Annotated in this window: 24 protein-coding genes; 7 read left to right on the forward strand and 17 right to left on the reverse strand. The window is 67.0% G+C overall.

The window, feature by feature from the left end; genetic code table 11:
- The first annotated feature begins 11 nt into the window (after positions 1-11).
- Both mutS and WT53_RS09510 read left to right on the forward strand, forming a co-directional pair.
- Positions 12-2,669: a DNA mismatch repair protein MutS gene (gene mutS, locus WT53_RS09505; protein WP_060259483.1), complete on the forward strand. Its 2,658-nt coding sequence runs from the start codon at positions 12-14 to the stop codon at positions 2,667-2,669.
- Positions 2,650-3,921, forward strand: a complete 1,272-nt coding sequence (locus WT53_RS09510; RefSeq protein ID WP_179949004.1) for a hypothetical protein — start codon at positions 2,650-2,652, stop codon at positions 3,919-3,921. Before mutS ends, WT53_RS09510 begins: the two co-directional genes overlap by 20 nt.
- Here WT53_RS09510 and WT53_RS09515 read toward each other — a convergent pair.
- Complete coding sequence (locus WT53_RS09515) at positions 3,901-4,443, reverse strand: peptidylprolyl isomerase (protein ID WP_034207726.1); 543 nt, start codon at positions 4,441-4,443, stop codon at positions 3,901-3,903. The genes WT53_RS09510 and WT53_RS09515 overlap by 21 nt on opposite strands.
- 32 nt (positions 4,444-4,475) lie before the next feature.
- Here WT53_RS09515 and WT53_RS09520 point away from each other — a divergent pair, with 32 nt between their 5' ends.
- Both WT53_RS09520 and WT53_RS34405 read left to right on the forward strand, forming a co-directional pair.
- Positions 4,476-5,696, forward strand: coding sequence for a cupin domain-containing protein (locus WT53_RS09520; protein WP_034207727.1), 1,221 nt, complete (start codon positions 4,476-4,478; stop codon positions 5,694-5,696).
- A gap of 56 nt (positions 5,697-5,752) precedes the next feature.
- A complete protein-coding gene (locus WT53_RS34405; protein WP_011657350.1) occupies positions 5,753-5,998 on the forward strand; it encodes a hypothetical protein in 246 nt (81 codons plus the stop codon).
- Here WT53_RS34405 and WT53_RS33825 read toward each other — a convergent pair whose 3' ends face one another.
- From WT53_RS33825 to WT53_RS09570, 11 genes are all read right to left on the reverse strand, one after another.
- Positions 5,999-6,202, reverse strand: a complete 204-nt coding sequence (locus tag WT53_RS33825) for a hypothetical protein (RefSeq protein ID WP_006487056.1) — start codon at positions 6,200-6,202, stop codon at positions 5,999-6,001.
- 102 nt (positions 6,203-6,304) lie between these two features.
- Complete coding sequence (locus WT53_RS09525) at positions 6,305-7,081, reverse strand: MBL fold metallo-hydrolase (RefSeq protein WP_034207728.1); 777 nt, start codon at positions 7,079-7,081, stop codon at positions 6,305-6,307.
- Between the two features lie 4 nt (positions 7,082-7,085).
- Positions 7,086-8,231, reverse strand: coding sequence for an outer membrane protein assembly factor BamC (gene bamC, locus WT53_RS09530; RefSeq protein WP_060259486.1), 1,146 nt, complete (start codon positions 8,229-8,231; stop codon positions 7,086-7,088).
- Between the two features lie 111 nt (positions 8,232-8,342).
- Positions 8,343-9,248 (reverse strand): 4-hydroxy-tetrahydrodipicolinate synthase, encoded by a 906-nt coding sequence (gene dapA, locus WT53_RS09535; RefSeq protein ID WP_034207730.1) that lies wholly within the window; start codon positions 9,246-9,248, stop codon positions 8,343-8,345.
- 46 nt (positions 9,249-9,294) lie between these two features.
- The gene (locus tag WT53_RS09540) at positions 9,295-9,897 is read right to left on the reverse strand and encodes a bifunctional 2-polyprenyl-6-hydroxyphenol methylase/3-demethylubiquinol 3-O-methyltransferase UbiG (protein WP_034207731.1); all 603 of its coding nucleotides are present in this window, start codon (positions 9,895-9,897) and stop codon (positions 9,295-9,297) included.
- An 8-nt stretch (positions 9,898-9,905) separates the two neighbouring features.
- The gene (locus WT53_RS09545; RefSeq protein WP_006487046.1) at positions 9,906-11,108 is read right to left on the reverse strand and encodes a tryptophan--tRNA ligase; all 1,203 of its coding nucleotides are present in this window, start codon (positions 11,106-11,108) and stop codon (positions 9,906-9,908) included.
- 8 nt (positions 11,109-11,116) lie between these two features.
- Complete coding sequence (locus WT53_RS09550) at positions 11,117-11,779, reverse strand: site-2 protease family protein (protein ID WP_034207732.1); 663 nt, start codon at positions 11,777-11,779, stop codon at positions 11,117-11,119.
- Between the two features lie 47 nt (positions 11,780-11,826).
- Positions 11,827-12,459: an L-threonylcarbamoyladenylate synthase gene (locus WT53_RS09555; protein ID WP_006478414.1), complete on the reverse strand. Its 633-nt coding sequence runs from the start codon at positions 12,457-12,459 to the stop codon at positions 11,827-11,829.
- Positions 12,460-12,528: 69 nt separating this feature from the next.
- The gene (locus WT53_RS09560; protein WP_034207938.1) at positions 12,529-13,359 is read right to left on the reverse strand and encodes a 3',5'-nucleoside bisphosphate phosphatase; all 831 of its coding nucleotides are present in this window, start codon (positions 13,357-13,359) and stop codon (positions 12,529-12,531) included.
- An 82-nt stretch (positions 13,360-13,441) separates the two neighbouring features.
- Positions 13,442-14,332 carry an alpha/beta fold hydrolase gene (locus tag WT53_RS09565; RefSeq protein WP_059828283.1) on the reverse strand — a complete coding sequence of 297 codons (891 nt, stop codon included), beginning with the start codon at positions 14,330-14,332 and terminating at the stop codon, positions 13,442-13,444.
- A 181-nt stretch (positions 14,333-14,513) separates the two neighbouring features.
- The gene (locus tag WT53_RS09570; protein WP_060259490.1) at positions 14,514-15,371 is read right to left on the reverse strand and encodes a ferritin-like domain-containing protein; all 858 of its coding nucleotides are present in this window, start codon (positions 15,369-15,371) and stop codon (positions 14,514-14,516) included.
- A gap of 143 nt (positions 15,372-15,514) precedes the next feature.
- On the opposite strand from WT53_RS09570, the gene WT53_RS09575 reads away from it, so the two are divergent.
- The 3 genes from WT53_RS09575 (at position 15,515) to WT53_RS09585 (ending at position 17,518) form a co-directional block, all read left to right on the forward strand.
- Positions 15,515-16,039: a gamma carbonic anhydrase family protein gene (locus WT53_RS09575; RefSeq protein ID WP_034207734.1), complete on the forward strand. Its 525-nt coding sequence runs from the start codon at positions 15,515-15,517 to the stop codon at positions 16,037-16,039.
- A 25-nt stretch (positions 16,040-16,064) separates the two neighbouring features.
- A complete protein-coding gene (gene hslO / locus WT53_RS09580) occupies positions 16,065-17,015 on the forward strand; it encodes an Hsp33 family molecular chaperone HslO (protein WP_060259493.1) in 951 nt (316 codons plus the stop codon).
- Between the two features lie 137 nt (positions 17,016-17,152).
- The gene (locus WT53_RS09585; RefSeq protein WP_060259495.1) at positions 17,153-17,518 is read left to right on the forward strand and encodes a hypothetical protein; all 366 of its coding nucleotides are present in this window, start codon (positions 17,153-17,155) and stop codon (positions 17,516-17,518) included.
- Positions 17,519-17,608: 90 nt separating this feature from the next.
- Here the strand turns inward: WT53_RS09585 and ftsB are convergent, their stop codons facing one another.
- The 5 genes from ftsB to WT53_RS09610 all read right to left on the reverse strand — a co-directional run bounded on the left by ftsB (position 17,609) and on the right by WT53_RS09610 (position 23,041).
- On the reverse strand, positions 17,609-18,034 hold the full coding sequence (gene ftsB / locus WT53_RS09590) for a cell division protein FtsB (protein WP_034207737.1): 426 nt from the start codon (positions 18,032-18,034) through the stop codon (positions 17,609-17,611).
- 81 nt (positions 18,035-18,115) lie between these two features.
- Entirely contained in the window at positions 18,116-19,399 is a 1,284-nt protein-coding gene (eno, locus tag WT53_RS09595; RefSeq protein ID WP_006478406.1) for a phosphopyruvate hydratase, read from the reverse strand.
- Positions 19,400-19,505: 106 nt separating this feature from the next.
- On the reverse strand, positions 19,506-20,360 hold the full coding sequence (kdsA, locus tag WT53_RS09600; protein WP_047898480.1) for a 3-deoxy-8-phosphooctulonate synthase: 855 nt from the start codon (positions 20,358-20,360) through the stop codon (positions 19,506-19,508).
- Complete coding sequence (locus tag WT53_RS09605) at positions 20,357-22,015, reverse strand: CTP synthase (protein WP_060259498.1); 1,659 nt, start codon at positions 22,013-22,015, stop codon at positions 20,357-20,359. The genes kdsA and WT53_RS09605 overlap by 4 nt, the downstream gene beginning before the upstream one ends.
- 180 nt (positions 22,016-22,195) lie before the next feature.
- Complete coding sequence (locus tag WT53_RS09610; RefSeq protein WP_034207740.1) at positions 22,196-23,041, reverse strand: alpha/beta fold hydrolase; 846 nt, start codon at positions 23,039-23,041, stop codon at positions 22,196-22,198.
- Positions 23,042-23,159: the final 118 nt, after the last annotated feature.

Here is a 23,159-nt window from a genome sequence, read left to right on the forward strand (position 1 = left end):
ATGCCTGACCTATGACCACGCTGTCGCCCGAGGCCTTTGCCGGCCATACCCCGATGATGCAGCAGTACCTGCGCATCAAGGCCGATCATCCGGACACGCTCGTCTTCTACCGGATGGGCGACTTCTACGAGCTGTTCTTCGAGGATGCGGAAAAAGCGGCGCGCCTGCTCGACCTGACCCTCACGCAGCGCGGCGCGTCGGCCGGCACGCCGATCAAGATGGCCGGCGTCCCGCATCACGCGGTCGAGCAGTATCTCGCGAAGCTCGTGAAGATGGGCGAATCGGTCGCGATCTGCGAGCAGATCGGCGATCCGGCCACGTCGAAGGGGCCGGTCGAGCGCAAGGTCGTACGCGTCGTCACACCCGGCACGCTGACCGATGCCGCGCTGCTGTCCGACAAGAACGACGTCTACCTGCTCGCGATGTGCACCGGCCACAACAAGCGCGGCGTCGCGGTCAATATCGGCCTCGCGTGGCTGAACCTCGCGAGCGGCGCATTGCGGCTCGCCGAAATCGAGCCCGAGCAGCTTGCCGCTGCGCTCGAACGCATCCGGCCGGCCGAAATCCTGACGCCGGACGGTGCAACCGACGCCATTCCCGCCGGCGCGGGCGCAAGCAAGCGCGTGCCGGCCTGGCACTTCGACATCGCGTCGGGCACGCAGCGCCTGTGCGACCAGCTCGACGTCGCGAGCCTCGACGGTTTCGGCGCGCATTCGCTGACGAGCGCGTGCGGCGCGGCCGGCGCGCTGCTGCTCTACGCAGCGGCCACGCAAGGCCAGCAACTGCGGCACGTGCGCAGCCTGAAGGTCGAGAACGAAACCGAATACATCGGTCTCGATCCGGCCACGCGCCGCAACCTCGAACTGACCGAGACGCTGCGCGGCACCGAGTCGCCCACGCTGTATTCGCTGCTCGACACCTGCTGCACGACGATGGGCAGCCGCCTGCTGCGCCACTGGCTGCATCACCCGCCGCGCGCGTCGGTTGCCGCGCAGTCGCGCCAACAGGCGATCGGCGCGCTGCTCGATGCACCGGCCAACGCGAGCCTCGATGCGCTGCGCAGCGCGCTGCGCCAGATCGCCGACGTCGAACGGATCACCGGGCGTCTCGCGCTGCTGTCGGCGCGCCCGCGCGACCTGTCGAGCCTGCGCGATACGTTCGCCGCGCTGCCGGCGCTGCGCGAGCGCATCGGCGCGATCGTCGCGAACGCGGATGCGCTCGCTCGCATCGACGCGGCGCTCGCGCCGCCCGCCGAATGCCTCGACCTGCTGACGAGCGCGATCGCCACCGAGCCGGCCGCGATGGTGCGCGACGGCGGCGTGATCGCGCGCGGCTACGATGCCGAGCTCGACGAGCTGCGCGACATTTCGGAGAACTGCGGGCAGTTCCTGATCGATCTCGAAGCGCGCGAGCGCGCGCGCACCGGCATCGCGAACCTGCGCGTCGAATACAACAAGGTGCACGGCTTCTACATCGAGGTCACGCGCGGCCAGACCGACAAGGTGCCCGACGATTACCGCCGCCGCCAGACGCTGAAGAACGCCGAGCGCTACATCACGCCGGAACTGAAAACCTTCGAGGACAAGGCGCTGTCCGCACAGGAGCGCGCGTTGGCGCGCGAGCGTGCGCTGTACGACTCGGTGTTGCAGGCGCTGCTGCCGTTCATCCCCGAGTGCCAGCGCGTCGCATCGGCCCTCGCCGAACTCGACCTGCTGGCCGCCTTCGCCGAACGCGCGCGTGCGCTCGACTGGGTCGCCCCGACCTTCACCGACGAGATCGGCATTGAAATCGAGCAGGGTCGCCATCCGGTCGTCGAAGCGCAGGTCGAGCAGTTCATCGCGAACGACTGCCGGTTCGGCGCCGATCGCAAGCTGCTGCTGATCACCGGGCCGAACATGGGCGGTAAGTCCACGTTCATGCGGCAGACCGCGCTGATCGCGCTGATGGCGTACGTCGGCAGCTACGTGCCGGCGAAATCGGCGTGCTTCGGCCCGATCGACCGAATCTTCACGCGCATCGGCGCGGCCGACGATCTCGCGGGCGGCCGCTCGACGTTCATGGTCGAGATGACCGAAGCCGCGGCGATCCTCAACGACGCGACGCCGCAAAGCCTCGTGCTGATGGACGAGATCGGCCGCGGCACGTCGACCTTCGACGGCCTCGCGCTCGCGTGGGCCATCGCGCGCCACCTGCTGGCGCACAACGCGTGCTACACGCTGTTCGCGACGCACTACTTCGAGCTGACGCAACTGCCGGCCGAATTCCCGCAGGCGGCCAACGTCCATCTGTCGGCCGTCGAGCACGGCCACGGGATCGTATTCCTGCATGCGGTCAACGAAGGCCCGGCGAACCAGAGCTACGGCCTTCAGGTCGCGCAGCTCGCGGGCGTCCCGGCGCCCGTAATCCGCGCCGCGCGCAAGCACCTCGCGTATCTCGAACAGCAGTCGGCATCCCAGCACACGCCACAACTCGATCTCTTCAGCGCGCCGCCGGCAACCATCGACGATCTCGAATGCGCGGATGCGCCCGCGCTGCCCGCCACGCCGCATCCGGCGCTCGAAAAGCTGCGCGACATCGATCCCGACGATCTCAAGCCGCGCGAGGCGCTCGACCTGCTGTACGAATTGCGCACGCTGGTCCGGTCGTACGATGCCGACGGGCACGCGTAAGCGCATTCCGCGGGGCCTGCCGGCCCGCGCTGCCGCCGCGCTCGCCGCGACAATGCTTGCGCTGGCGCAGGCCGGCGCGCTGGCCGCGCCGCCCAAGCGCAGCACCGCACCCCACTCGTTCGCGGTGGTGTCGGGCGTCATCAACGGGCCGGCGGACGAACCGGCCGCGCAGCGGCTGCTCGATGCGATCGCACGCGAGCGCAATCTCGCGTTCGTGGTCTACGCGGGCGATCTCAAAGGCCCGAAGGAAGCATGCCGCGACACGCTGTATTCGCAGCGCGGCGCGATCCTGGATTCGGCGCGCGTGCCGCTCGTGTTCATTCCCGGCCACGACGACTGGATCGCGTGCAACACCGCGGCCGGCGGCGGCTACGATCCGGTCGAGCGGCTCGATTTCGTGCGACAGACGCTGCTCGCCGAGTCGGCGCTGCCCGACCCCGGTGCGCTGCAGATAACGAGGGAAAGCGAAGTCGCACGGTTCCGGCCATATCGCGAGAACGCACGCTGGATGCGCGACGACATTGTCTACGTCGCACTCAATGCGCCCGCGCCGAACAATCATTATTTGACGGCGGGCGGCCGCAACGGCGAATTCGAGGACCGCATCATCGCGAACGGCTTCTGGATCGACCACGCCGCCGAATATGCGAAGCGGCGCGAAGCCCGCGCGATGGTCGTGATTTTCGAGGGCGATCCGCAGTTCGAACGCTACGAACGCTCGGAGCGCTTCGCGTGGCTGCGTTTCAACCGGCCGCGCGTGCGCGACGGCTTCCGTGAATTGAAACGAACGCTGGTGAAGGCGGCGGCGACGTTCCGCGGCCCGATACTGGTGATGCACGCGAGCGGCGAACCGCTGGCGAACGGCTTTCTGATCGACCGTCCGCTGCATGCCGACGACGGTGAGCTGGTAGGAAACGTGACGCGCGTCGCGATCGGACCGCGCCATCCGGCGAATCAATGGGTCAAGGTGACCGTATCGCCGGCGCGGCAGACGATCTTCAACGTGAGCCTGCAGGAGGTGCCGAAGAACCTGCCGGTGCCGCCCACGCTGCCGCTCGTGCCACGCGACGACGTGCCGCTGCCGCAGATGCCGGAAATCCCCGCACTGCCGGCGCTGCCCGACGCGTCGTCGGTCGCGCCGCCGTTGCAGGGCGACGGCGCCGCACCGGGCGGCGCGTCGTGGCCGGCGCCGCCCGCCGCATCAGGGCCGGCGCCGGGCCTGCCGGCAAGCTCAGTGCAGCGTACGCCCTGACGGCGCTTCGCCGTCCTCGTCGTCATCCTCGTCGACGATCTCGAGCCCTTCCGCGCCATGCGCGTGCTCGTGCTCGATTTCGTCTTCGGTGGCTTCGCGCACGTCCTTCACGGTCAGCGCGAAACGCAGCGCCATGCCCGCCAGCGGGTGATTGCCGTCGAGCACGACCTTGTCTTCGGCGATATCGGTGACCGTATAGATCAGCGAGTCGACTTCCTCGTCGGCGTCTTCCGGCGTGCCTTCGAACTGCATGCCCACTTCGAGCGGCTCGGGAAAACGATCGCGCGGCTCGATCTTCACGAGCTCGGGATCGTAGTCGCCGAACGCGTCCTCCGGCTCGAGCTGGATCTGCGCCTGGTAGCCCGCCTCGTGCCCGTCGAGCTGTTCCTCGATCTTGGGGAACGTGCCATCATAGCCGCCGTGCAGATAGACCATCGGCTCGTCGCTTTCCTCGATCAGATTGCCCTGTGCGTCCGACAGCTTGTAAGTGACCGATACGACGGTGTTTTTTGCGATTTTCATCCAATTCTCCCAAGTACAAGTCCCATTATACGATGCGCAACCGGTCTCAAGCCGAACCGCGGGATGCCGCTGCCGCCCCGCTCGGCGCGCCGCCCTCCGATCTTCCCACGCCGCTGCTCGGCGGCCTCACGCCGGCGCAATTCATGCGCGGCTACTGGCAGAAAAAGCCGCTGCTGATCCGCCAGGCAATTCCCGGCGTCGCGTCGCCGGTCACGCGCGACGCATTGTTCGAGCTCGCCGCCGACTATGACGCGGAATCGCGATTGATCACCCATTTTCGTAACAAGTGGCAACTGGCGCACGGTCCGTTCGAGCCCGACTCGCTGCCTGCGGTCACGCGCAAATCCTGGACCTTGCTCGTGCAGGGGCTCGATCTGCACGTCGACGCGGCCCGCGCGCTGCTCGACCGCTTCCGCTTCATCCCTGACGCGCGGCTGGACGATCTGATGATCTCGTATGCGACGGACGGCGGCGGCGTCGGCCCGCACTTCGATTCTTATGACGTATTCCTGCTGCAGGTCGAAGGCCGGCGCCGCTGGCGGGTCGGCGCGCAGAAGGATCTGTCGCTGCAGCCGGACGTGCCGCTGAAGATTCTCGAGAACTTCGAGCCGAGCGACGAATGGGTGCTGGAGCCCGGCGACATGCTGTACCTGCCGCCGCACATCGCGCACGACGGCGTCGCCGAAGGCGAGTGCATGACCTGCTCGATCGGCTTCCGGGCCCCGTCCGCCGGCGAGCTGGGCGCCCAGTTCCTGTACTACCTCGCAGAGCGCGGCGGCCTGCGCGACGCGCGCGGCGACGACCTCTACCGCGATCCGAAGCAGCCGGCCGTCGACGCGCCCGCGCAATTGCCGCCGGCCATGATCGACCGTGTCGCCGAGATCGTCGACGCGATCCGCTGGCGCAAGCGCGACGTCGCCGAATTCCTCGGCTGCTACCTGAGCGAGCCGAAACCGAGCGTTGTTTTCGACCCGCCCGAGCGTCCGCTGTCCGAGGCCGCGTTCGTCACGCAAGCGTCACGCCGTGGCGTGCGTCTCGACAGAAGGGCTGCATTGATGTATAACGCGCGCTCGTACTTCATTAATGGCGAGGAAGGGCCGCTCGAGCAAGCCGATGAATGGCTGCCCGAACTGGCCAATCGACGCCAGATGGAGGCGAAACGGTTTGTAACACTATCCCGGGTTCCGTCGATGACAGCTTTGTTGCACGAGTGGTATCGTGCGGGCTGGATACGGGTCGGAAGCCGGAATTAGTGTGAGTCGCCCCGTATGCCCGTACAGATCAAATTCTGTATGGGAAAGACAACGTATTGACCCCGCATTTGTCGACGGTCGATAGGAAAGTGCATATAATTTCCGCCCAAGCCGTAGGGAAGATTCACGCTCTAGAAGTGCGTCTCCACCAGCGGCCCAGGTCGGTGTTGGAGCACATTACCGGTATTGTTTCGCGCTGTTGCTTACCTTTAACCATAAAAGGACGTGATCATGAAGAAATCCCTCCTCGTAGCTTCCCTGTTGGCTGCTGTTGCACTGGCTGCTTGCAACAAGAGCGCTGATCAAGCTGCTTCGTCGGCTGCAAGCGACGCGGCTGCTGCTGCTTCGTCGGCTGCTTCGGCAGTTGCTGGTGCTGCGAGCGACGCTTCGGCTGCTGCTTCGTCGGCAACGGCTGCTGCGAGCGACGCTGCTGCTGCAGTGGCGTCGGCTGCTTCGGCAGCGACGGCTGCTCCGGCTTCGGGCGCAAGCCAGTAAGCCTTCAGCATCAGCTGAAAAAAACCGGCCCGAGGGCCGGTTTTTTTACGTCTGCCGCTTTCGAATCGCGCGCCCGGCAGCCGCTTGAAGCTGCCGCAGCAGCCTCTGCCCGCTCACACGAGCATCAGCCAGTCGAAGCCCGCGTCCTGCGAGGCCACGATCACGTCCTCCCCGTCCGTCCCGAGTACACCGCCAAACGCCTGGCGAGCCAGTTCCGGCAGGTTGTTCTGCTGGCTTAGATGGGCCGCGACCAGATGCTGGAGACGGCTGCGTTCGAGCGACGCGAGGATGTCCGCCGCCGCGTCGTTGCTCAGGTGGCCGTGGTTGCCGCCGATCCGCGCCTTCAGCGACTGCGGATAGCGGCTGGCGGCCAGCATCGCGGTATCGTGGTTGGATTCGAGCACCAGCGCGTCACAGCCGCTCAGGACGGCCGTGATGTGCGGCGTGGCCATCCCGACGTCCGTCAGCACGCCGAGCCGGCGGCTTCCGTCCGTGAAGACGAACTGGAGCGGTTCCCGCGCATCGTGGGGGACCGTATAGGGCATCACGGCCAGATCGCGTATCGCGGCCGTCTCGTCGCCCCACAGCACGTGGAGATCGACATCGGCCTCGTCCGCGCCGACCGCGCGCGCGGTGCCCCAGCTCATGTAGAGCGGCAGCGACGCACGGCGTGCGAGCGTCAGCGCACTGCCGACGTGGTCGCTGTGTTCATGGGTAATGAGGATCGCATCGAGATCGGCGATGCAGAGATTCAGTCGGCCGAGCCGGCGCTCGACCTCCTTGGCGGAAAAGCCGCAGTCGAGCAGCACGCGGGTGGTCGTCGTGCCGCTCGTGGCCTCGACGACCAGCGCGTTGCCTTCGCTGCCGCTTCCGAGGCTGGCGAATCGCACGCGCTCAGTTCAGTTGCGCGTGCAGCAGCGAGATGAGCCGCTGCGCGTCCGACGAGTTGTCGATCTGGCCGTCCGCGCCGACCACGGCGACCTGCGTACCGCCATTGCCCTGCGCGCGCACGTTGATCAGATATTCCTTGCCGGGCTTGGCCGCCGACGGGCCGCCGTAGAACAGCTTGCCGAACAGGCCGTCACGCTTGAGCTCTTCCATCGAGTTCGCGTAGCGCACGGTGTAGACCCCCTTCTCGCGGTCGCGATTGTCGACCGTGAAGTTGGTCCGGTCGAGCGCCAGGCCCACGCGCAGCCACGCGCGGTCGAACGACTCGGCCAGTTGCAGCGTCGCTGCACCGCCACTCGTGTCGGCGACCTGCGCCGGCGCCGTCGCGGGGCGCGCATCGGTCAGCAACTGCTTCGCCTGCGCGTCGGTCAGGCCGAACTTCTGCATCAGCTTCGACAGGAACACGGCTTCGAGCACCGGGTTGCGCGGACGCTCTTCCCAGCGCGACGACGTGCCGCCCTGCGGGCCGACCATCATTTCTTCCATCGCGCTGTGCGTGATCGAGATGTCGGTGTTGCCGTCCGACGTCCGGTTCACGAGCGTGCGGAAGCGGTCGCGCGTCCCCGACGAATAGGCGAAATCGATGACCTTGCCGATCGTGCGACGGAACCAGTCGTCCGGAATGTTCGCGCGGTTCTCGGCCCAGTCGGTGGCCATGATGCCCGTCGACGGCGCATCGGTCTTCAGCGAGAAGCCGTTCTCCTGCCAGAACTCCTTCAGGATCGGCCACAGCTGCTCGGGCGTCCGGCCGTCGACGACGAGCCAGCGGCGATCGCCGTCGCGCTCGATGTGCATGCCGAGCGGATCCTGCGCGCTCGGGATACCGTCGGTCGCATTGCCGGCCTGCGTCGTGGCCCGCGGCGGCAGCGTGCCGAGCCCGGCATTGGTCGGCGGCGCGACGAACTGCTGCGTCGTCGGCACCGGCTTCAGGTCGCTCGGCACCGCGAGCGGCGGCGCCGAACCAGTGTTCTTGTAGTTGACCCGGTCAGGGGCCAGGTAGTCGTTCAGCGTATCGCAGCCGGCGAGCGCGCCCAGCGCCAGCGCCATCACCGACAACTGGATGGCACGAGAGGAAAAGGCGAAACGTTTCATGAAATCCTTCGTCTTGCTAGAACGCTCGTCAGGAGCGGCGCCGGACGGAGCCGGCCGGTGCGGGTTGATCAGGGGTCGAGCCGGCGGCCGCAGGACGCGGCCGCCTCGGCATCAGGCGAGAACGCCGGCCTCGACGAGGGCCGAACGCACGGCATCGTGGCAGCGCTCGTCGAGCGCCGTGAGCGGCAGCCGAATGCCGCCCTGCATCTTGCCCATCGCCTGCAGCGCCCACTTCACCGGGATCGGGTTCGCTTCGATGAACAGGTTCTTGTGCAGCGACAGCAGCTTCATGTGCAGCGTACGGGCCGTCTGCACGTCGCCGGCCAGCGCCGCGCGGCACAGCTCGCTCATCGCGCGCGGCGCGACGTTCGCGGTCACCGAGATGTTGCCGTGGCCGCCGAGCAGCATCAGCGCGATCGCGGTCGGATCGTCGCCGCTGTAGATCGCGAAATGCTTCGGCGCGGCCTTGATCAGGTGGGCGGCGCGATCGATGTTGCCGGTCGCTTCCTTCACGCCGATGATGCCCGGCACCTGCGCGAGGCGCAGCGTCGTCTCGTGCGCCATGTCCGCGACCGTCCGGCCCGGCACGTTGTACAGGATCACCGGCAGGTCGACCGCTTCGGCGATCGTCCGGAAGTGGCGGTACATGCCTTCCTGCGTCGGCTTGTTGTAGTACGGCACGACCTGCAGCGTCGCGTCCGCGCCGACCGCCTTCGCGTGCTTCGTCAGCTCGATCGCCTCCGCGGTCGAGTTGCCGCCCGCGCCCGCGATGATCGGGATGCGCTTGCCCGCATGCTCGACCGCCGTGCGGATCATCAGGATGTGCTCTTCGACGTTGAGCGTTGCCGACTCGCCGCTCGTACCGACGACGACGAGTGCATCGGTGCCTTCCGCGATGTGCCAGTCGATCAGTTTGCGAAACGCCGGCAGGTCGAGACTGCCGTCTTCGAGCATCGGGGTGACGATCGCGGGGATGCTGCCGCGGATTTGAATGCCGTCTTGGGTGCCGTTAGCCATGAAACGCGATTGATTGTGTACCGGTAAACATTGAGATTGTAGCGGATTAGCCGGGCAGTTCGTAACGTGGAATTCCCGCCCCCGCCTTTGGGGTCGCGCCCTCGCGCACTGCGCAAAGACGCTGGACGAACGCCTCGCGCGGCGCGGCGACGAAACCGTTCTCGTACGCGACCGCCCGCAGATGGCCGTGCACGGCGTCCAGCAACTCGCCCGGGGCGAGCAGGAACGCGGGATTGGACGGCTTTCCGACCGTTTCGTTTCCTTGCGCGAAGGTTTCGTAGATCAGCACGCCGCCGGGCGCCACGGCAGCGAGCAGATGGGGCCAGAGCGGGCGATGCAGATAGTTCGTGACGATCACGGCCGCGAACCGCTCGTCGGCCGGCAGCGGCCATGGCGCGCCTTCGAGATCGGCGGCGCGGGCGGCGACGCCGGGAATCGCGCGCAACGCGGCCAGCGCGGCCGGATCGCGGTCGAGCGCGACGACCGGATGCCCGCGCGACGCGAACCAGCGCGCATGGCGGCCGCCGCCCGCCGCGACGTCGAGCACCGCCCCGCCGGCCGGCACGAGCCGCGCCCATTGCGCAACCCAGCGCGACGGCTCGGCCTGGCCGACGTGGCCGCCCGCGGCGGCGATGACGGACTCGCTCATGCGCCGGATCAGTTGTACGACAGGCCCATCGCGTCGCGCACGTCGCGCATCGTTTCCGTCGCGTACTTGCGCGCCTTGTCGCAACCGTCCGCGACGATCGCGCGCAACAGCGACGGATCGTCCATGTACTTCTGCGCACGCTCGAGCATCGGCTGCTGTTCGCGCAGGATGCCTTCGACGACCGGCTGCTTGCAGTCGAGGCAACCGATACCCGCCGAGCGGCAGCCCTTCTGCACCCATTCGTGCGTCGCTTCGTCCGTATAGACCTGGTGAAGCTGCCACACCGGGCACTTGTCGGGATCGCCCGGATCGGTGCGGCGCACGCGCGCGGGATCGGTCGGCATCGTGCGGACCTTCTTCGTGATCGTCTCGGCGTCTTCACGCAGGCCGATCGTGTTGCCGTACGACTTGGACATCTTCTGCCCGTCGAGGCCCGGCATCCGCGACGCTTCGGTCAGCAGCGCCTGCGGCTCGACCAGGATGATCTTGCGTGCGCCTTCGAGATAGCCGAACAGGCGCTCGCGGTCGCTCATCGACAGGCTTTGCGATTCCTGCAGCATCGCGCGCGCCTGTTCGAGCGCCTCGTCGTCGCCTTCCTGCTGATACGCGTTACGCAACTCGTGATAGAGCTTCGCGCGCTTGCCGCCGAGCTTCTTCGCGGCTTCGAGCGCCTTCTCCTCGAAACCGGGCTCGCGGCCGTACAGGTAGTTGAAGCGGCGCGCGATCTCGCGCGTCATCTCGACGTGCGGCACCTGGTCCTCGCCGACCGGCACGAGCGAGCCGCGATACAGCAGGATGTCGGCGGCCATCAGCACCGGATAGCCGAGGAAGCCGTAGGTGGACAGATCCTTGTCCTTCAGCTTCTCCATCTGCTCCTTGTAGGTCGGCACGCGTTCGAGCCAGCCGAGCGGCGTGCTCATGCCGAGCAGCAGCGCGAGTTCCGCATGCTCGGGCACCTTGCTCTGGATGAACAGCGTCGCCTGCGCCGGGTCGATGCCCGACGCGAGCCAGTCGATCAGCACGTCCCACACGTTCTTCTCGATGACCTCGGGCGTCTCGTAGTGCGTCGTCAGCGCATGCCAGTCGACGACGCAGAAGAAGCACGGGTACTCGGACTGCAGCTTCACCCAGTTTTTCAGCACGCCGTGGTAATGACCGAGGTGCAGCGACCCGGTGGGTCGCATGCCGGAGAAAATACGTTCTGGGAACATGATTGTCGTTAGAAAAGCGAGGCGAAGGGAGACAGGACGGCGCTCAGGACGGCGTAGCCGACGTTGACGAGCGGACGCAGCCAGAAATTCGTCAGCACGCCCGTCGTGACGAGCACGAGGACGATGATGAAACCGTACGGCTCGATGCGCGACAGCGCGATCGATTGCCTGGTCGGCAGCAGCGCCGCCAGGATGCGGCCGCCGTCGAGCGGCGGCAGCGGAAACAGGTTCAGCACGCCGAGCACGAGGTTCGCGCTGACGCCGGCGAACGCCATCCGCGTGAAGAACGGCTCGTCGATGCCGACGGCCGGCAGCACGAGGGTCAGCAGGCCCCAGACCAGCGCCTGCACGAAGTTGCAGGCCGGCCCCGCGAGCGCGACCCACAGGCTGCCCCAGCGCGGATTGCGCAGGTTGCCGAACGACACCGGCACCGGCTTCGCATAGCCGAACAGGAACGCGCCGCCGGTCAGGAAGTACATCGCGAGCGGAATCGCGATCGTGCCGAGCGGGTCGATGTGGCGCATCGGATTGAACGACACGCGTCCCATCGCGTAGGCGGTGTTGTCGCCGAGCAGGCGCGCGGCGTAACCATGCGCGGCCTCGTGCAGCGTGATCGCGAAGATCACGGGCAGCGCGTAGACGGCGATGGTCTGTATCAGGGAAGCATCCATATCGCGTTATTGTAACAAGCGCACTCGCGCAAAAATGGCACGACACATCATGCGGCCGAAAGCCCGAACGGTTCGAGCGCGCCGCGCCCCGCGCGGACGAGTTCGGGCGCATCGCCGGTCAGGTCGATCACCGTCGACGGTTCGCGCGGACACGCACCGCCGTCGATCACGAGGTCGACCTGCTTCTCGAGCCGCGTGCGGATTTCTTCGGGATCGTTCAGCGGTTCGTCGTCCGGCGGCAGGATCAGCGTCGTGCCGAGCAGCGGCTGGCCAAGCGACTCCAGCAGCGCGAGCGTGATCGCGTGATCGGGCACGCGCAACCCGATCGTCTTGCGCGACGGGTGCGACAGCCGGCGCGGCACCTCCTTCGTCGCCTGCAGAATGAACACGTACGGGCCCGGCGTCACCGACTTGATCTGCCGATACTGGCGATTGTCGACCATCGCGAAGTTGGCGAGCTCCGACAGGTCGCGCACGAGCAGCGACAGATGCTGCTTCTCGTCGAGGCCGCGAATCCGGCGCACGCGCTCGACCGCATCCTTGTCGTCGAGATGGCACGCGAGCGCATAGCTCGAATCGGTCGGCATCGCGATCACGCCGCCCTTGCTGACGATCTCCACCGCCTGCTTGATCAGGCGCGGCTGCGGATTATCCGGATGAATCCTGAAGAACTGGGACATGGGGACACGTAAAGAGGGAGAAGTCGGATGCGCATCGGCGGCAACGCGGGCGGCCGAAGCCGCCCGGCGTCAGAGCCAGCGCTCCCAGACCGGCGTCAGGTCGGGCGGCAACGGCGGCAGGCCGCCGAGCTCGATGCGGCCCTCGCCCGGCGCGTGGAAGTCCGAGCCGCGCGACACCTCGAAACCGAAGCGGCGCGCGACGTCCGCGTATTCGCGGTACTGGTCGGGCGTGTGACTGCCCGTGACGACCTCGATCGCGCGACCGCCGAGATCGATGAACTCGCCGAAAAACGCGTCGAATTCGACCGGCGTATAGCGATAGCGGCCCGGATGCGCGACCACCGCTTCGCCGCCCGCCGCACGGATCCAGCCGACCGCGTCGGACAAGGACGCCCAGCGATGCGGGACGAAGCCGGGCTTGCCGTCGCCGAGCAGGCGGTCGAACACGTCGGTCGTCGATTCGGCGTGGCCGTTCTCGACGAGAAAGCGCGCGAAGTGCGTGCGCGAGATCAGATCGGGATTCGATACGTATTTCAGCGCGCCTTCGTACGCGCCGGGTATGCCGAGCGTCGCGAGCTGCTCCGCGATCGCCAGCGCGCGCGCCGCGCGGCCGTGGCGGGTGCGGTACAGGCCGTCGACCAGCGCCGGATGGGCGGGATCGATGTGCAGACCGACGATGTGCACGGTGCGCGATGCCCACGTGACCGAAATCTCCACGCCGCTCAGATAGCGCATGCCGAGCGCTTCCGCCTCGCTGCGTGCCGCCGCCTGGCCGCCGATCTCGTCGTGGTCGGTCAGCGCCCACAGGGTCACGCCGCCCGCATGCGCGCGGCGCGCGACGTCGGCAGGCGACAGCAACCCGTCGGAAACATTGGAATGGCAGTGGAGATCGGCGTTCATCGTCGGCATGGCAGGTAAGGCCTCATTCTACTGCAACGCGGCAATTGCGCCGCCCGCCTGCCGTGCCGGCGCCGCCACGCGCCTACGCGCAGAACGCCTCGATCAGCGACGCGATCTGCTCGGGCTGGTCGTGATGCACCATGTGGCCGGCATCCTCGACGAGCTTCTCGCGCCAGTCGGGGAACGCGTCGAAGCGCGCCTTGAATTCGGGCAGCGGGATGTCGCCGGCGAGGTGCGCGAGCGTCGGCGAATTGACGGCCTCGACGTGCAGCACCTTCGCGCGCACCTGCTTCCAGATGGCCATCACTTCGTCGAGCCGGTACAACAGCGGGCCCGGCATCTTGTGCGCCGGGTCGGCCAGCAGGTGGTAAAGGCCGTCGTCGCCGCGTTTCGACCAGTGCGCGGCGAGAAACGCGGCGCGGCGCGGGTCGAGCCGCGGATTGGTCTTGATCAGGCGCGCCGCCACGTCGTCGAGGGACGCGTACGGCCGCAGCGCGGGCGGCTCGCGCAGCTCGTCGAGCCAGCCGCGCAGCCGGCGCGGCGCCTGTTCGGCGCGGGCCGGCGCAAGCCCGAACCCCTCGAGGTCGACCACGCGCCGCACCCGTTCCGGCCGCGCGCCGGCATACAGACACACGACGTTCGCGCCCATGCTGTGTCCGACCAGATTGACCTCGCCGGTCGGCGCATAGCGGTCGACGAGCGCATCGAGATCGCCCAGGTACTCGTGGAACCAGTAATGGCCGCCGCCCTGCCGCGCGACCGGCCAGTCGGACAGCCCGAAGCCGCGCGCGTCGGGCGCGATCACCTGCCAGTCGCCCGCGAGCGCGTCGACGACGAACTGGAACGACGCCGCAACGTCCATCCAGCCGTGCAGCATGAACAGCGTCGGCGCATCGGGCCGGCCCCAGCGCCGCACATGCAGCTGGACGCCGCGCACCGTGACGAAATCGGAAACAGAACTCGAGGCACTCATCGCAGCCGCCAAAAAAAGAATGGTCGTTCGATTATAGCGGCGACAGTCCGGTTCCGGCGGCCGGCAATCGAAGTACCGCTCTAGTGGCAAGGTCGTCCCGGGGCCCGCCGGCAGCATGCCGTCGATCGGCCGTGCGAGCCGGCCGGCAGCCACCAAGGACGCACCCGAACGCGTGGTCCGGCTAAGGCGCGGGACGTCCGTCCGCCGCGTCCTGCTCGGCCAGTTCGTCGAGTTCGGCTTGCTCGAAGCCCGCGTCGCGTCGCGCATCGAAATTGAACGGGCCGCGCAGCCGCGGCGCGTGGTATTGCTCGGCGAGCTGCCGATAAGTCGGTACGGGATCGCGGCCGGCTGCGTCGCACAAATGGCGGAACCAGCGGTTGCCGATCGCGACGTGGCCGATTTCGTCGCGCAGGATCACGTCCAGGATCGCGGCCGACGCATCGTCGCCCGCCTGCACGAGCCGTGCGCGGATCGGCGGCGACGCATCGAGCCCGCGGGCCTCGAGCGTGCGCGGCACGAGCGCCATGCGCGCCAGCACGTCGTCCTTGGTCCGCTCGCACATCTCCCACAGCCCGTTGTGCGCGGGAAAATCGCCGTATGCGTGCCCGAATGCCGCGAGCCGGTCGGACAGCAGCGTGAAGTGGTAGGCCTCCTCGGTCGCGACCTTCAGCCAGTCCGCATAGAACGCGTCCGGCAGGCCCGCGAAGCGCCAGACCGCGTCGAGCGCCAGGTTGATCGCATTGAACTCGATATGGGCGAGCGCGTGCAGCAGCACGGCGCGCCCTTCCGGCGACCGCATGCTGCGCCGCTCGAGCTGGCGCGGCTCGACGAGCGGCGGCCGCGCCGGGCGGCCGGGCAGACCGGCCGGTTCGCGCAGTCGAAGCGACGGGGCGATCGCGGCCTGCCCGGCCCGCAGCGCATCGTGCAGCGCGCGCACCTGCGCGGCCTTGGCCGCCGGCTCGGCGACACACAGCGCATCGAGCGCCACGCTGCGCACGCAGGCCGGCACCTGGCCGAAAGAAGAAGACACGATGCTCATAAACAGGGACACCTTGCGTACGCGTCGCGGGAGCACAGGCACGCGACGGTTTACAATATGCGTTTGTTCAGCGGCGCCACGCGCCGGGCAAACCGGACGCGCCATTCTACCGGCGCCCATCATCGAAGAGACAAGGAGACTCCGTGACGATCTACAAGCTGGGCGAGACGGCCCCGACGATCCACGAAAGCGTATTCGTCGCCGATACGGCGGCCATCATCGGTAAAGTCGTGCTCGAGGAAAACGCGAGCGTGTGGTTCGGCGCGACGATTCGCGGCGACAACGAGCCGATTACGGTCGGCGCCGGCAGCAACGTCCAGGAAGGCGCGGTCCTGCATACCGACCCGGGCTTTCCGCTGACGATTGCCGAGAACGTGACGATCGGGCACCAGGCCATGCTGCACGGCTGCACGATCGGCGAAGGTTCGCTGATCGGGATTCAGGCGGTGGTCTTGAATGGAGCGGTCATCGGCCGCAACTGTCTGGTCGGTGCCGGCGCGGTCGTGACGGAAGGCAAGACGTTCCCGGACAACTCGCTGATTCTCGGCGCACCGGCGAAAGTCGTGCGCGAGCTGTCGGCCGAAGACGTCGCGCGGCTGCGCGCGAACGCGAAGACGTATGTCGAGCGACGCGCGCATTTCAAGGAGCAACTCGTGCGGATCGGGTGATTCGCACGGATTTCAAGGAAGAAGAGTGAGCGACCAGTTACAGAAATTCATGTTCAATGCGGCGCCCGTGCGCGGCGAGATCGTTTCGCTGCGCAACACGTGGCAGGAAGTACTCACCCGCCGCGACTACCCTGCCCCCGTGCGCACGGTGCTCGGCGAGATGATGGCCGCGTGCGCGCTGCTGTCCGCGAACCTGAAATTTCACGGCACCCTGATCATGCAGATCTTCGGCGACGGGCCGGTCCAGATGCTGGTCGTCCAGTGCGGGTCCGATCTGTCGATGCGGGCCACCGCGAAGTTCTCGGGCGACGCCGCGCAGACGATCGGCGACGACACGCGTTTCGCGGCGCTCGTCAACGCGAGCGGCCACGGCCGCTGCGTGATCACGCTCGATCCGGCCGACAAACTGCCCGGCCAGCAGCCGTACCAGGGCATCGTGCCGCTGAACGGCGTCGACGGCCCGCTCGAATCGGTGTCGCAAGTACTCGAGCACTACATGCATCACTCGGAGCAGCTCGACACGCGGCTGTGGCTCGCCGCCGATCGCGACCGCGCGGTCGGCATGCTGCTGCAGAAGCTGCCGGGCGACGGCGGCATCGTGCCGCGCAACGCCGAAACCGATATCGACACGTGGGAGCGCGTGTGCACGCTCGGCGGCACGCTGTCCGCGAAGGAACTGCTCGAGGTCGAACCGGAAGTGGTGTTCCGCCGGCTGTTCTGGCAGGAAAACGTGCAGCACTTCGAACCGGCCGGCACGCGCTTCCAGTGCTCGTGCTCGCGCGAGAAGGTCGGTGCGATGCTGCGCATGCTCGGTCGCGAAGAAGTCGACAGCGTGATCGTCGAGCGCGGCCACGTCGAGATCCACTGCGAGTTCTGCAACCAGCGCTACGAGTTCGATCCGGTCGACGTCGCGCAGCTGTTCGCGGCGCCCGGCATCGAAACCGGCATCGCACCCGCGACCGACCAGCGTCACTGAGCCGCGCGCCCGTGCCCGTCACCGGCGCGGCACGGGCGCATAATGACGCACGAGCGCCGCATGCACGGCTCCGGCGCCGGAGGGCCGGCCTTCGGTGCCAGCCGCTTTCCACGGTCGGCGCGCCGCAGGAGAAACACATGAATCGCCCCCGCCCCTTTGGCACCATCCGCAGCATCGTCGTGGCGAGCACGACCGCCGGCACGCTCGCGCTTGCCGGCTGCGCGATGCCGCCGCCGAGTTCCACGATCCTGAGCCGCCTGCCCGAACCGAGCGCGTCGGGTGGCCAGCCGCCGGTGCTGTCGAGCGCCGAACGCAAGCGTTATGACGAGATCGACCAGCAGGTCCTGCGCGAGCAGAACAGCGCGATGGCGGCCGAAGCGGCCGCACGCGCGTGGGCCTATTACTCGCCGCCGCCCGTGACGGTCTACGGCGGATACTACGGCGGTTGGGGCAATCGCTGGGGCACGGGCATCGGTTACGGCTATCCGGGCTGGTGGTGGTGAGCACGCATCGCCCCGACCGATTGAAAACTGGCAGGAAATAAAAAAGCGCGGCATTTCCCGCGCTCTTTCAATGCATTCGACGTATCGCGCTCAGTGATGCGCCGCCTTGCCCTTGTCGCCGCCATGATGGCGCGACGGCTTCGCGATCGACTGCGGATTCGGCACGACCCGCACGGGCGCCGCGGAGACGGCGCCGCGCGTCGACGTATTCGACGGCGTGTTGTTCGGCGGCCCCGCAGGCGCATTCGGCGACACGAACTGCACGAATACTTCGCCGTCCTTCACCATGCCCATCTCGTAGCGCGCACGCTCCTCGATCGCCGCGGTGCCGCTCTGCAGATCCTGCACTTCGCCGGCGGTGCGCTCGTTGCGCAGCTTCTCGTCCGCGTTCTTCTGGAGCTGGTCGTCGAGCTGCTGACGCAATTCGTGCACCCGCAGCCAGCCGCCGTGTCCCCACCATAGGGGGTACTGAATGAGCGCCAGCAAGGCAATCAGGACGACAGTGACAAGCCGCATGTAAGAGACGCAGATATAAGAAGCGCCGCTCCGCGCACAGGCACAGAGCGGCGTCGAGATGACGAACCCGATAGTAGCGCGTTAGCGCAGGTTATAGAAAGCCGATTTGCCCGGGTAGCTCGCGATGTCGCCGAGATCTTCCTCGATGCGCAGCAACTGGTTGTACTTCGAGATGCGGTCGCTGCGCGACAGCGAACCCGTCTTGATCTGACCAGCGTTCAGGCCGACCGCGATGTCCGCGATCGTCGAATCTTCCGTTTCGCCCGAGCGGTGCGAGATCACGGCCGTGTAGCCCGCGCGCTTCGCCATTTCGATCGCCGCGAACGTTTCGGTCAGCGTACCGATCTGGTTGATCTTGATGAGGATCGAGTTCGCGATGCCCTTCTCGATGCCTTCCTTCAGGATGCGCGTGTTCGTGACGAACAGGTCGTCGCCGACGAGTTGCACCTTCTTGCCGAGGCGGTCGGTCAGCAGCTTCCAGCCGTCCCAGTCGCTTTCGTGCATGCCGTCCTCGATCGACACGATCGGGAACTTGTCGGCGAGCGTCGCGAGGTAGTCGGTGAATTCGGCCGACGACAGTTGCAGGCCTTCGCCCGCGAGCTGGTACTTGCCGTCGTGGTAGAACTCGGATGCCGCGCAGTCGAGCGCGAGCAGCACGTCTTCGCCCGCACGGTAGCCGGCCTTCTCGATCGCCTGCAGGATCGTCGACAGGCACTCGTCGTTGCTGCCGAAGTTCGGTGCGAAACCGCCTTCGTCGCCAACCGCCGTGCTCATGCCGCGGTCGCTCAGGATCTTCTTCAGCGCGTGGAACACTTCCGCGCCGCAACGCAGCGCTTCACGGAACGTCGGCTGGCTGACCGGGACGATCATGAATTCCTGGATGTCCAGGCTGTTGTTCGCGTGCGCGCCGCCGTTGACGATGTTCATCATCGGCACCGGCAGTTGCATCGCGCCCGACCCGCCGAAGTAGCGGTACAGCGGCAGGCCGGCTTCTTCGGCGGCGGCCTTCGCGACGGCCATCGACACGGCCAGCATCGCGTTCGCGCCGAGGCGCGACTTGTTGTCGGTGCCGTCCAGCTCGAGCAGCGTCTTGTCGAGGAACGCCTGTTCCGACGCGTCGAGGCCCATGATGGCTTCGGAGATTTCGGTGTTGATGTGCTCGACCGCCTTCAGCACGCCCTTGCCGTTGTAGCGGCCGGCTTCGCCGTCGCGCAGTTCGATCGCTTCACGCGAGCCGGTGGACGCGCCCGACGGCACCGCCGCGCGGCCCATCGTGCCCGATTCGAGCAGCACGTCGCATTCGACGGTGGGGTTGCCGCGCGAATCCAGAATCTCGCGGCCGATGATATCTACGATTGCACTCATGGGTTTCCTCTGAGAATGACGATGGATTCTTCAAACTGCGACGGCGGGCGCGCCGGAACCGCTTTCGCTACAGACGCGCAAAGCCGTCGCAAGGTTCATTCGATCTTTAATTGAAATCGTTTTCCAGGAACGGGTTGCGCTTCACCGCCTGGTCGAGCGTGACGAGCGTCTCCAGCAACGCACCCATCCGGTTCAGCGGCACCGCGTTCGGGCCATCGGACTTCGCCTCGGCCGGATTCGGATGCGTTTCCATGAAGAGGCCCGCGACGCCCGTCGCGACCGCCGCACGTGCGAGCACCGGCACGAATTCGCGCTGGCCGCCCGAGCTCGTGCCCTGCCCGCCCGGCAACTGCACCGAGTGGGTCGCATCGAACACGACCGGCGCGTTCGTCTCGCGCATGATCGCGAGCGAACGCATGTCCGACACGAGATTGTTGTAGCCGAACGAGACGCCGCGCTCGCACGCCATGAAGCGGTCTTCCGACAGACCGGCTTCACGTGCGGCGTCGCGCGCCTTGTCGATCACGTTCTTCATGTCGTGCGGCGCGAGGAACTGGCCCTTCTTGATGTTGACGGGCTTGCCCGAGCGCGCGCACGCATGGATGAAATCGGTCTGACGGCACAGGAACGCCGGCGTCTGCAGCACGTCGACGACCGACGCGACCTGCTCGATCTCGTCGATCGAATGCACGTCCGTCAGCACCGGCAGGCCGAGCTGGCGCTTCACCTCGGACAGGATCCGCAGGCCCTCGTCCATTCCGAGGCCGCGAAACGATTTGCCCGAGCTGCGGTTTGCCTTGTCGTAGGACGACTTGTAGATGAACGGAACGTTCAGCTTCTCGCAGATCTCCTTCAGGCGGCCGGCCGTGTCGATCGTCATTTGCTCCGATTCGACGACGCAGGTACCCGCGATCAGGAAGAAAGGCTTGTCGAGACCGACCTCGAAATCGCACAGCTTCATGCTTGCACTCCGCGCGCTTGCTTGTTGGCGAGCGCGGCTTCGACGAACGACTTGAACAGCGGATGACCGTCACGCGGCGTGGACGTGAATTCCGGGTGGAACTGGACGCCGACGAACCACGGGTGCATCGAGCGCGGCAGCTCCATCATTTCCGGCAGATCCTCGCTCGGGGTACGGGCGCTGATGATAAGGCCGCCGGCTTCGAGCTGGGGCACGAAGCGGTTATTGACTTCATAACGGTGGCGATGGCGCTCGTTCACGTCCTTGCCGTAGATTTCTTCCGCCATCGTGCCCGGCTTGATCGGGCAGCGCTGCGAACCCAGGCGCATCGTGCCGCCGAGGTCGGATTCCTCGGTGCGCGTCTCGACCTTGCCTTCGCGGTCGTACCATTCGGTGATCAGCGCGACCACGCGCTCCGGCGTGTCCGGATCGAATTCCGTGCTATTCGCCTGCTTCAGGCCGACGACGTCGCGCGCGAATTCGATCACCGCGAGCTGCATGCCGAGGCAGATGCCGAGGTACGGCACCTTCGACTCGCGCGCATAGCGGACCGCCGCGATCTTGCCTTCCGTGCCGCGACGGCCGAAGCCGCCCGGCACCAGCACGGCGTCGAGGTGCTTCAGGCTGTCGACGCCGTTCGTCTCGAGCTCTTCCGAATCGATGTACTCGATGTTGACCCTGGTCGACGTGTGGATCGACGCATGGCGCAGCGCCTCGATCAGCGACTTGTACGACTCGGTCAGGTCGACGTACTTGCCGACCATGCCGATCGTCACTTCGTGCTGCGGGTTCTCGAGCTTTTCGACGAGCGTCGACCACATGCTCAGGTCGGCGTCCTTCGGCGACAGCTTCAGCTCTTCGCAGATGATCCGGTCGAGGCCCTGGTCGTGCAGCATCTGCGGAATCTTGTAGATGCTGTCGGCGTCCCACACCGAGATCACCGCGTCTTCGGGCACGTTCGAGAACATCGAGATCTTCTTCGATTCGTCGTCGGGGATGCGGCGATCCGCACGGCACAGCAGCACGTGCGGCAGGATGCCGATCTCGCGCAGCTTCTGCACGCTGTGCTGGGTCGGCTTCGTCTTCAGCTCGCCGGCCGTCGCGACGTACGGCACGAGCGTCAGGTGCACGAAGCACGCGCTGTTGCGGCCGAGGCGCAGGCTCATCTGGCGCGCGGCCTCGAGGAACGGCAGCGACTCGATGTCGCCGACCGTGCCACCGATCTCGACGATCGCGACGTCCGGCTCGCCGCAGGTGGCCGATGCCGCCCCGCGCTCGATGAACGCCTGGATTTCGTTCGTGATGTGCGGAATCACCTGCACGGTCTTGCCGAGATAGTCGCCGCGGCGCTCCTTGCGGATCACCGATTCGTAGATCTGGCCGGTCGTGAAGTTGTTGGCCTTGCGCATCTTCGTGCTGATGAAGCGCTCATAGTGGCCGAGGTCGAGGTCGGTCTCCGCTCCGTCTTCCGTCACGAACACTTCGCCGTGCTGGAACGGGCTCATCGTGCCGGGGTCGACGTTGATGTAGGGATCGAGTTTGAGGAGGGTGACTTTCAGACCGCGCGATTCGAGGATCGCGGCGAGAGAGGCGGCGGCAATACCCTTGCCGAGGGAAGAAACTACGCCGCCGGTGACGAAAACATATTTGGTCATCGCTGGATGCTCGCGGGAAAAACGGATTATACCGTAAAGCCCGCCCTTCTCTCAGCAATTGACGCGATGATCGCGCCCTTTCGTGCCGACCCGCGCCAACCGTGCGCGACGGCGCGAACCGGCCGGCCCGCCGGCGCCGCGCGCATGCGCCGGCGGTCGTTCCGTCCGCCGGACCCAGCGTCAGGCGCGCCTCGCGATCGGCGCGCCGGCCTGCGAAGCGCAACCCTCTTCCGCCTTCAGCGAATTCAGCATCCGCTGCAATGCGCGGGCGGTCTCGATCGGCCGCTCCATCGGGAACAGGTGGCTCCCTTCGATCCATTCGATGCGCCCGCGCGTCGCGCGGCGCGTCGCGTCGAGCCCGACCTGCCGGACCTCGCGCGAGCGCGTGCCGGCGAGAAAGCCGAGCGGCACCGGCGCGCCGTGCGCGAGCCGCGGGCCGAGCGTGTGCGGCAGCGTCCTGTAGATCAGGTACTCGACCTGACGGTCGAACGCCAGCGCGCGTTCGCCGTCGGCGCCGGCCTGCGGGATCCCGTGGTCGATATAGTCGGCGAGCATCCGTTCGTCCCAGCGCGCGAACGCGGGCTTCTCCCGAAAGTGCCGCCAGACTTCGTCGCGGCTCGTCCAGCGTGTGCGCCGGTTGCGCGTGGCCGCGGCCGGCGACAGCCGCTCGTCGAGCCCCGCCCACTGGCTCGCGCGCAGCGCGCCGGCACGCCAGCCCGCGATGATCGGCGAATCGATCATCACGACGCCGCGCACCCACTGCGGCTTCTTCAGCGCGGCCATCAACGACAGGTAGCCGCCGAGCGAATGGCCGACGAGCCAGACCGGGCGCTCGTAGCGGCTGCCGATGTCGTCGAGCAGTTGCTCGACGAGATGCGGCCAGTCGCGCGTCACGGGGTAGCGGCGGTCGTGACCGATCCGTTCGATGTAGCGCAGCTCGTAGTCGTCGGCCAGTTCGGCGAAGATCGTCCGGTATGTCGACGCCGGGAAGCCGTTCGCATGCGAGAAGTGGAGGATGTCCTTCAAATGCCGATGTCTCCTTTGTCGACGGGAGCGGGTGCTTCGGCACGCGCTCCCGTCCCATGCTTCGCGATCGACGGAAGCGGGCGCTTCGGCGCTTGCGCCGATCCCGTGCTTCGTATTC

Source organism: Burkholderia sp. MSMB2157WGS, assembly GCF_001532755.1.
Classification (GTDB): Bacteria; Pseudomonadota; Gammaproteobacteria; order Burkholderiales; family Burkholderiaceae; genus Burkholderia.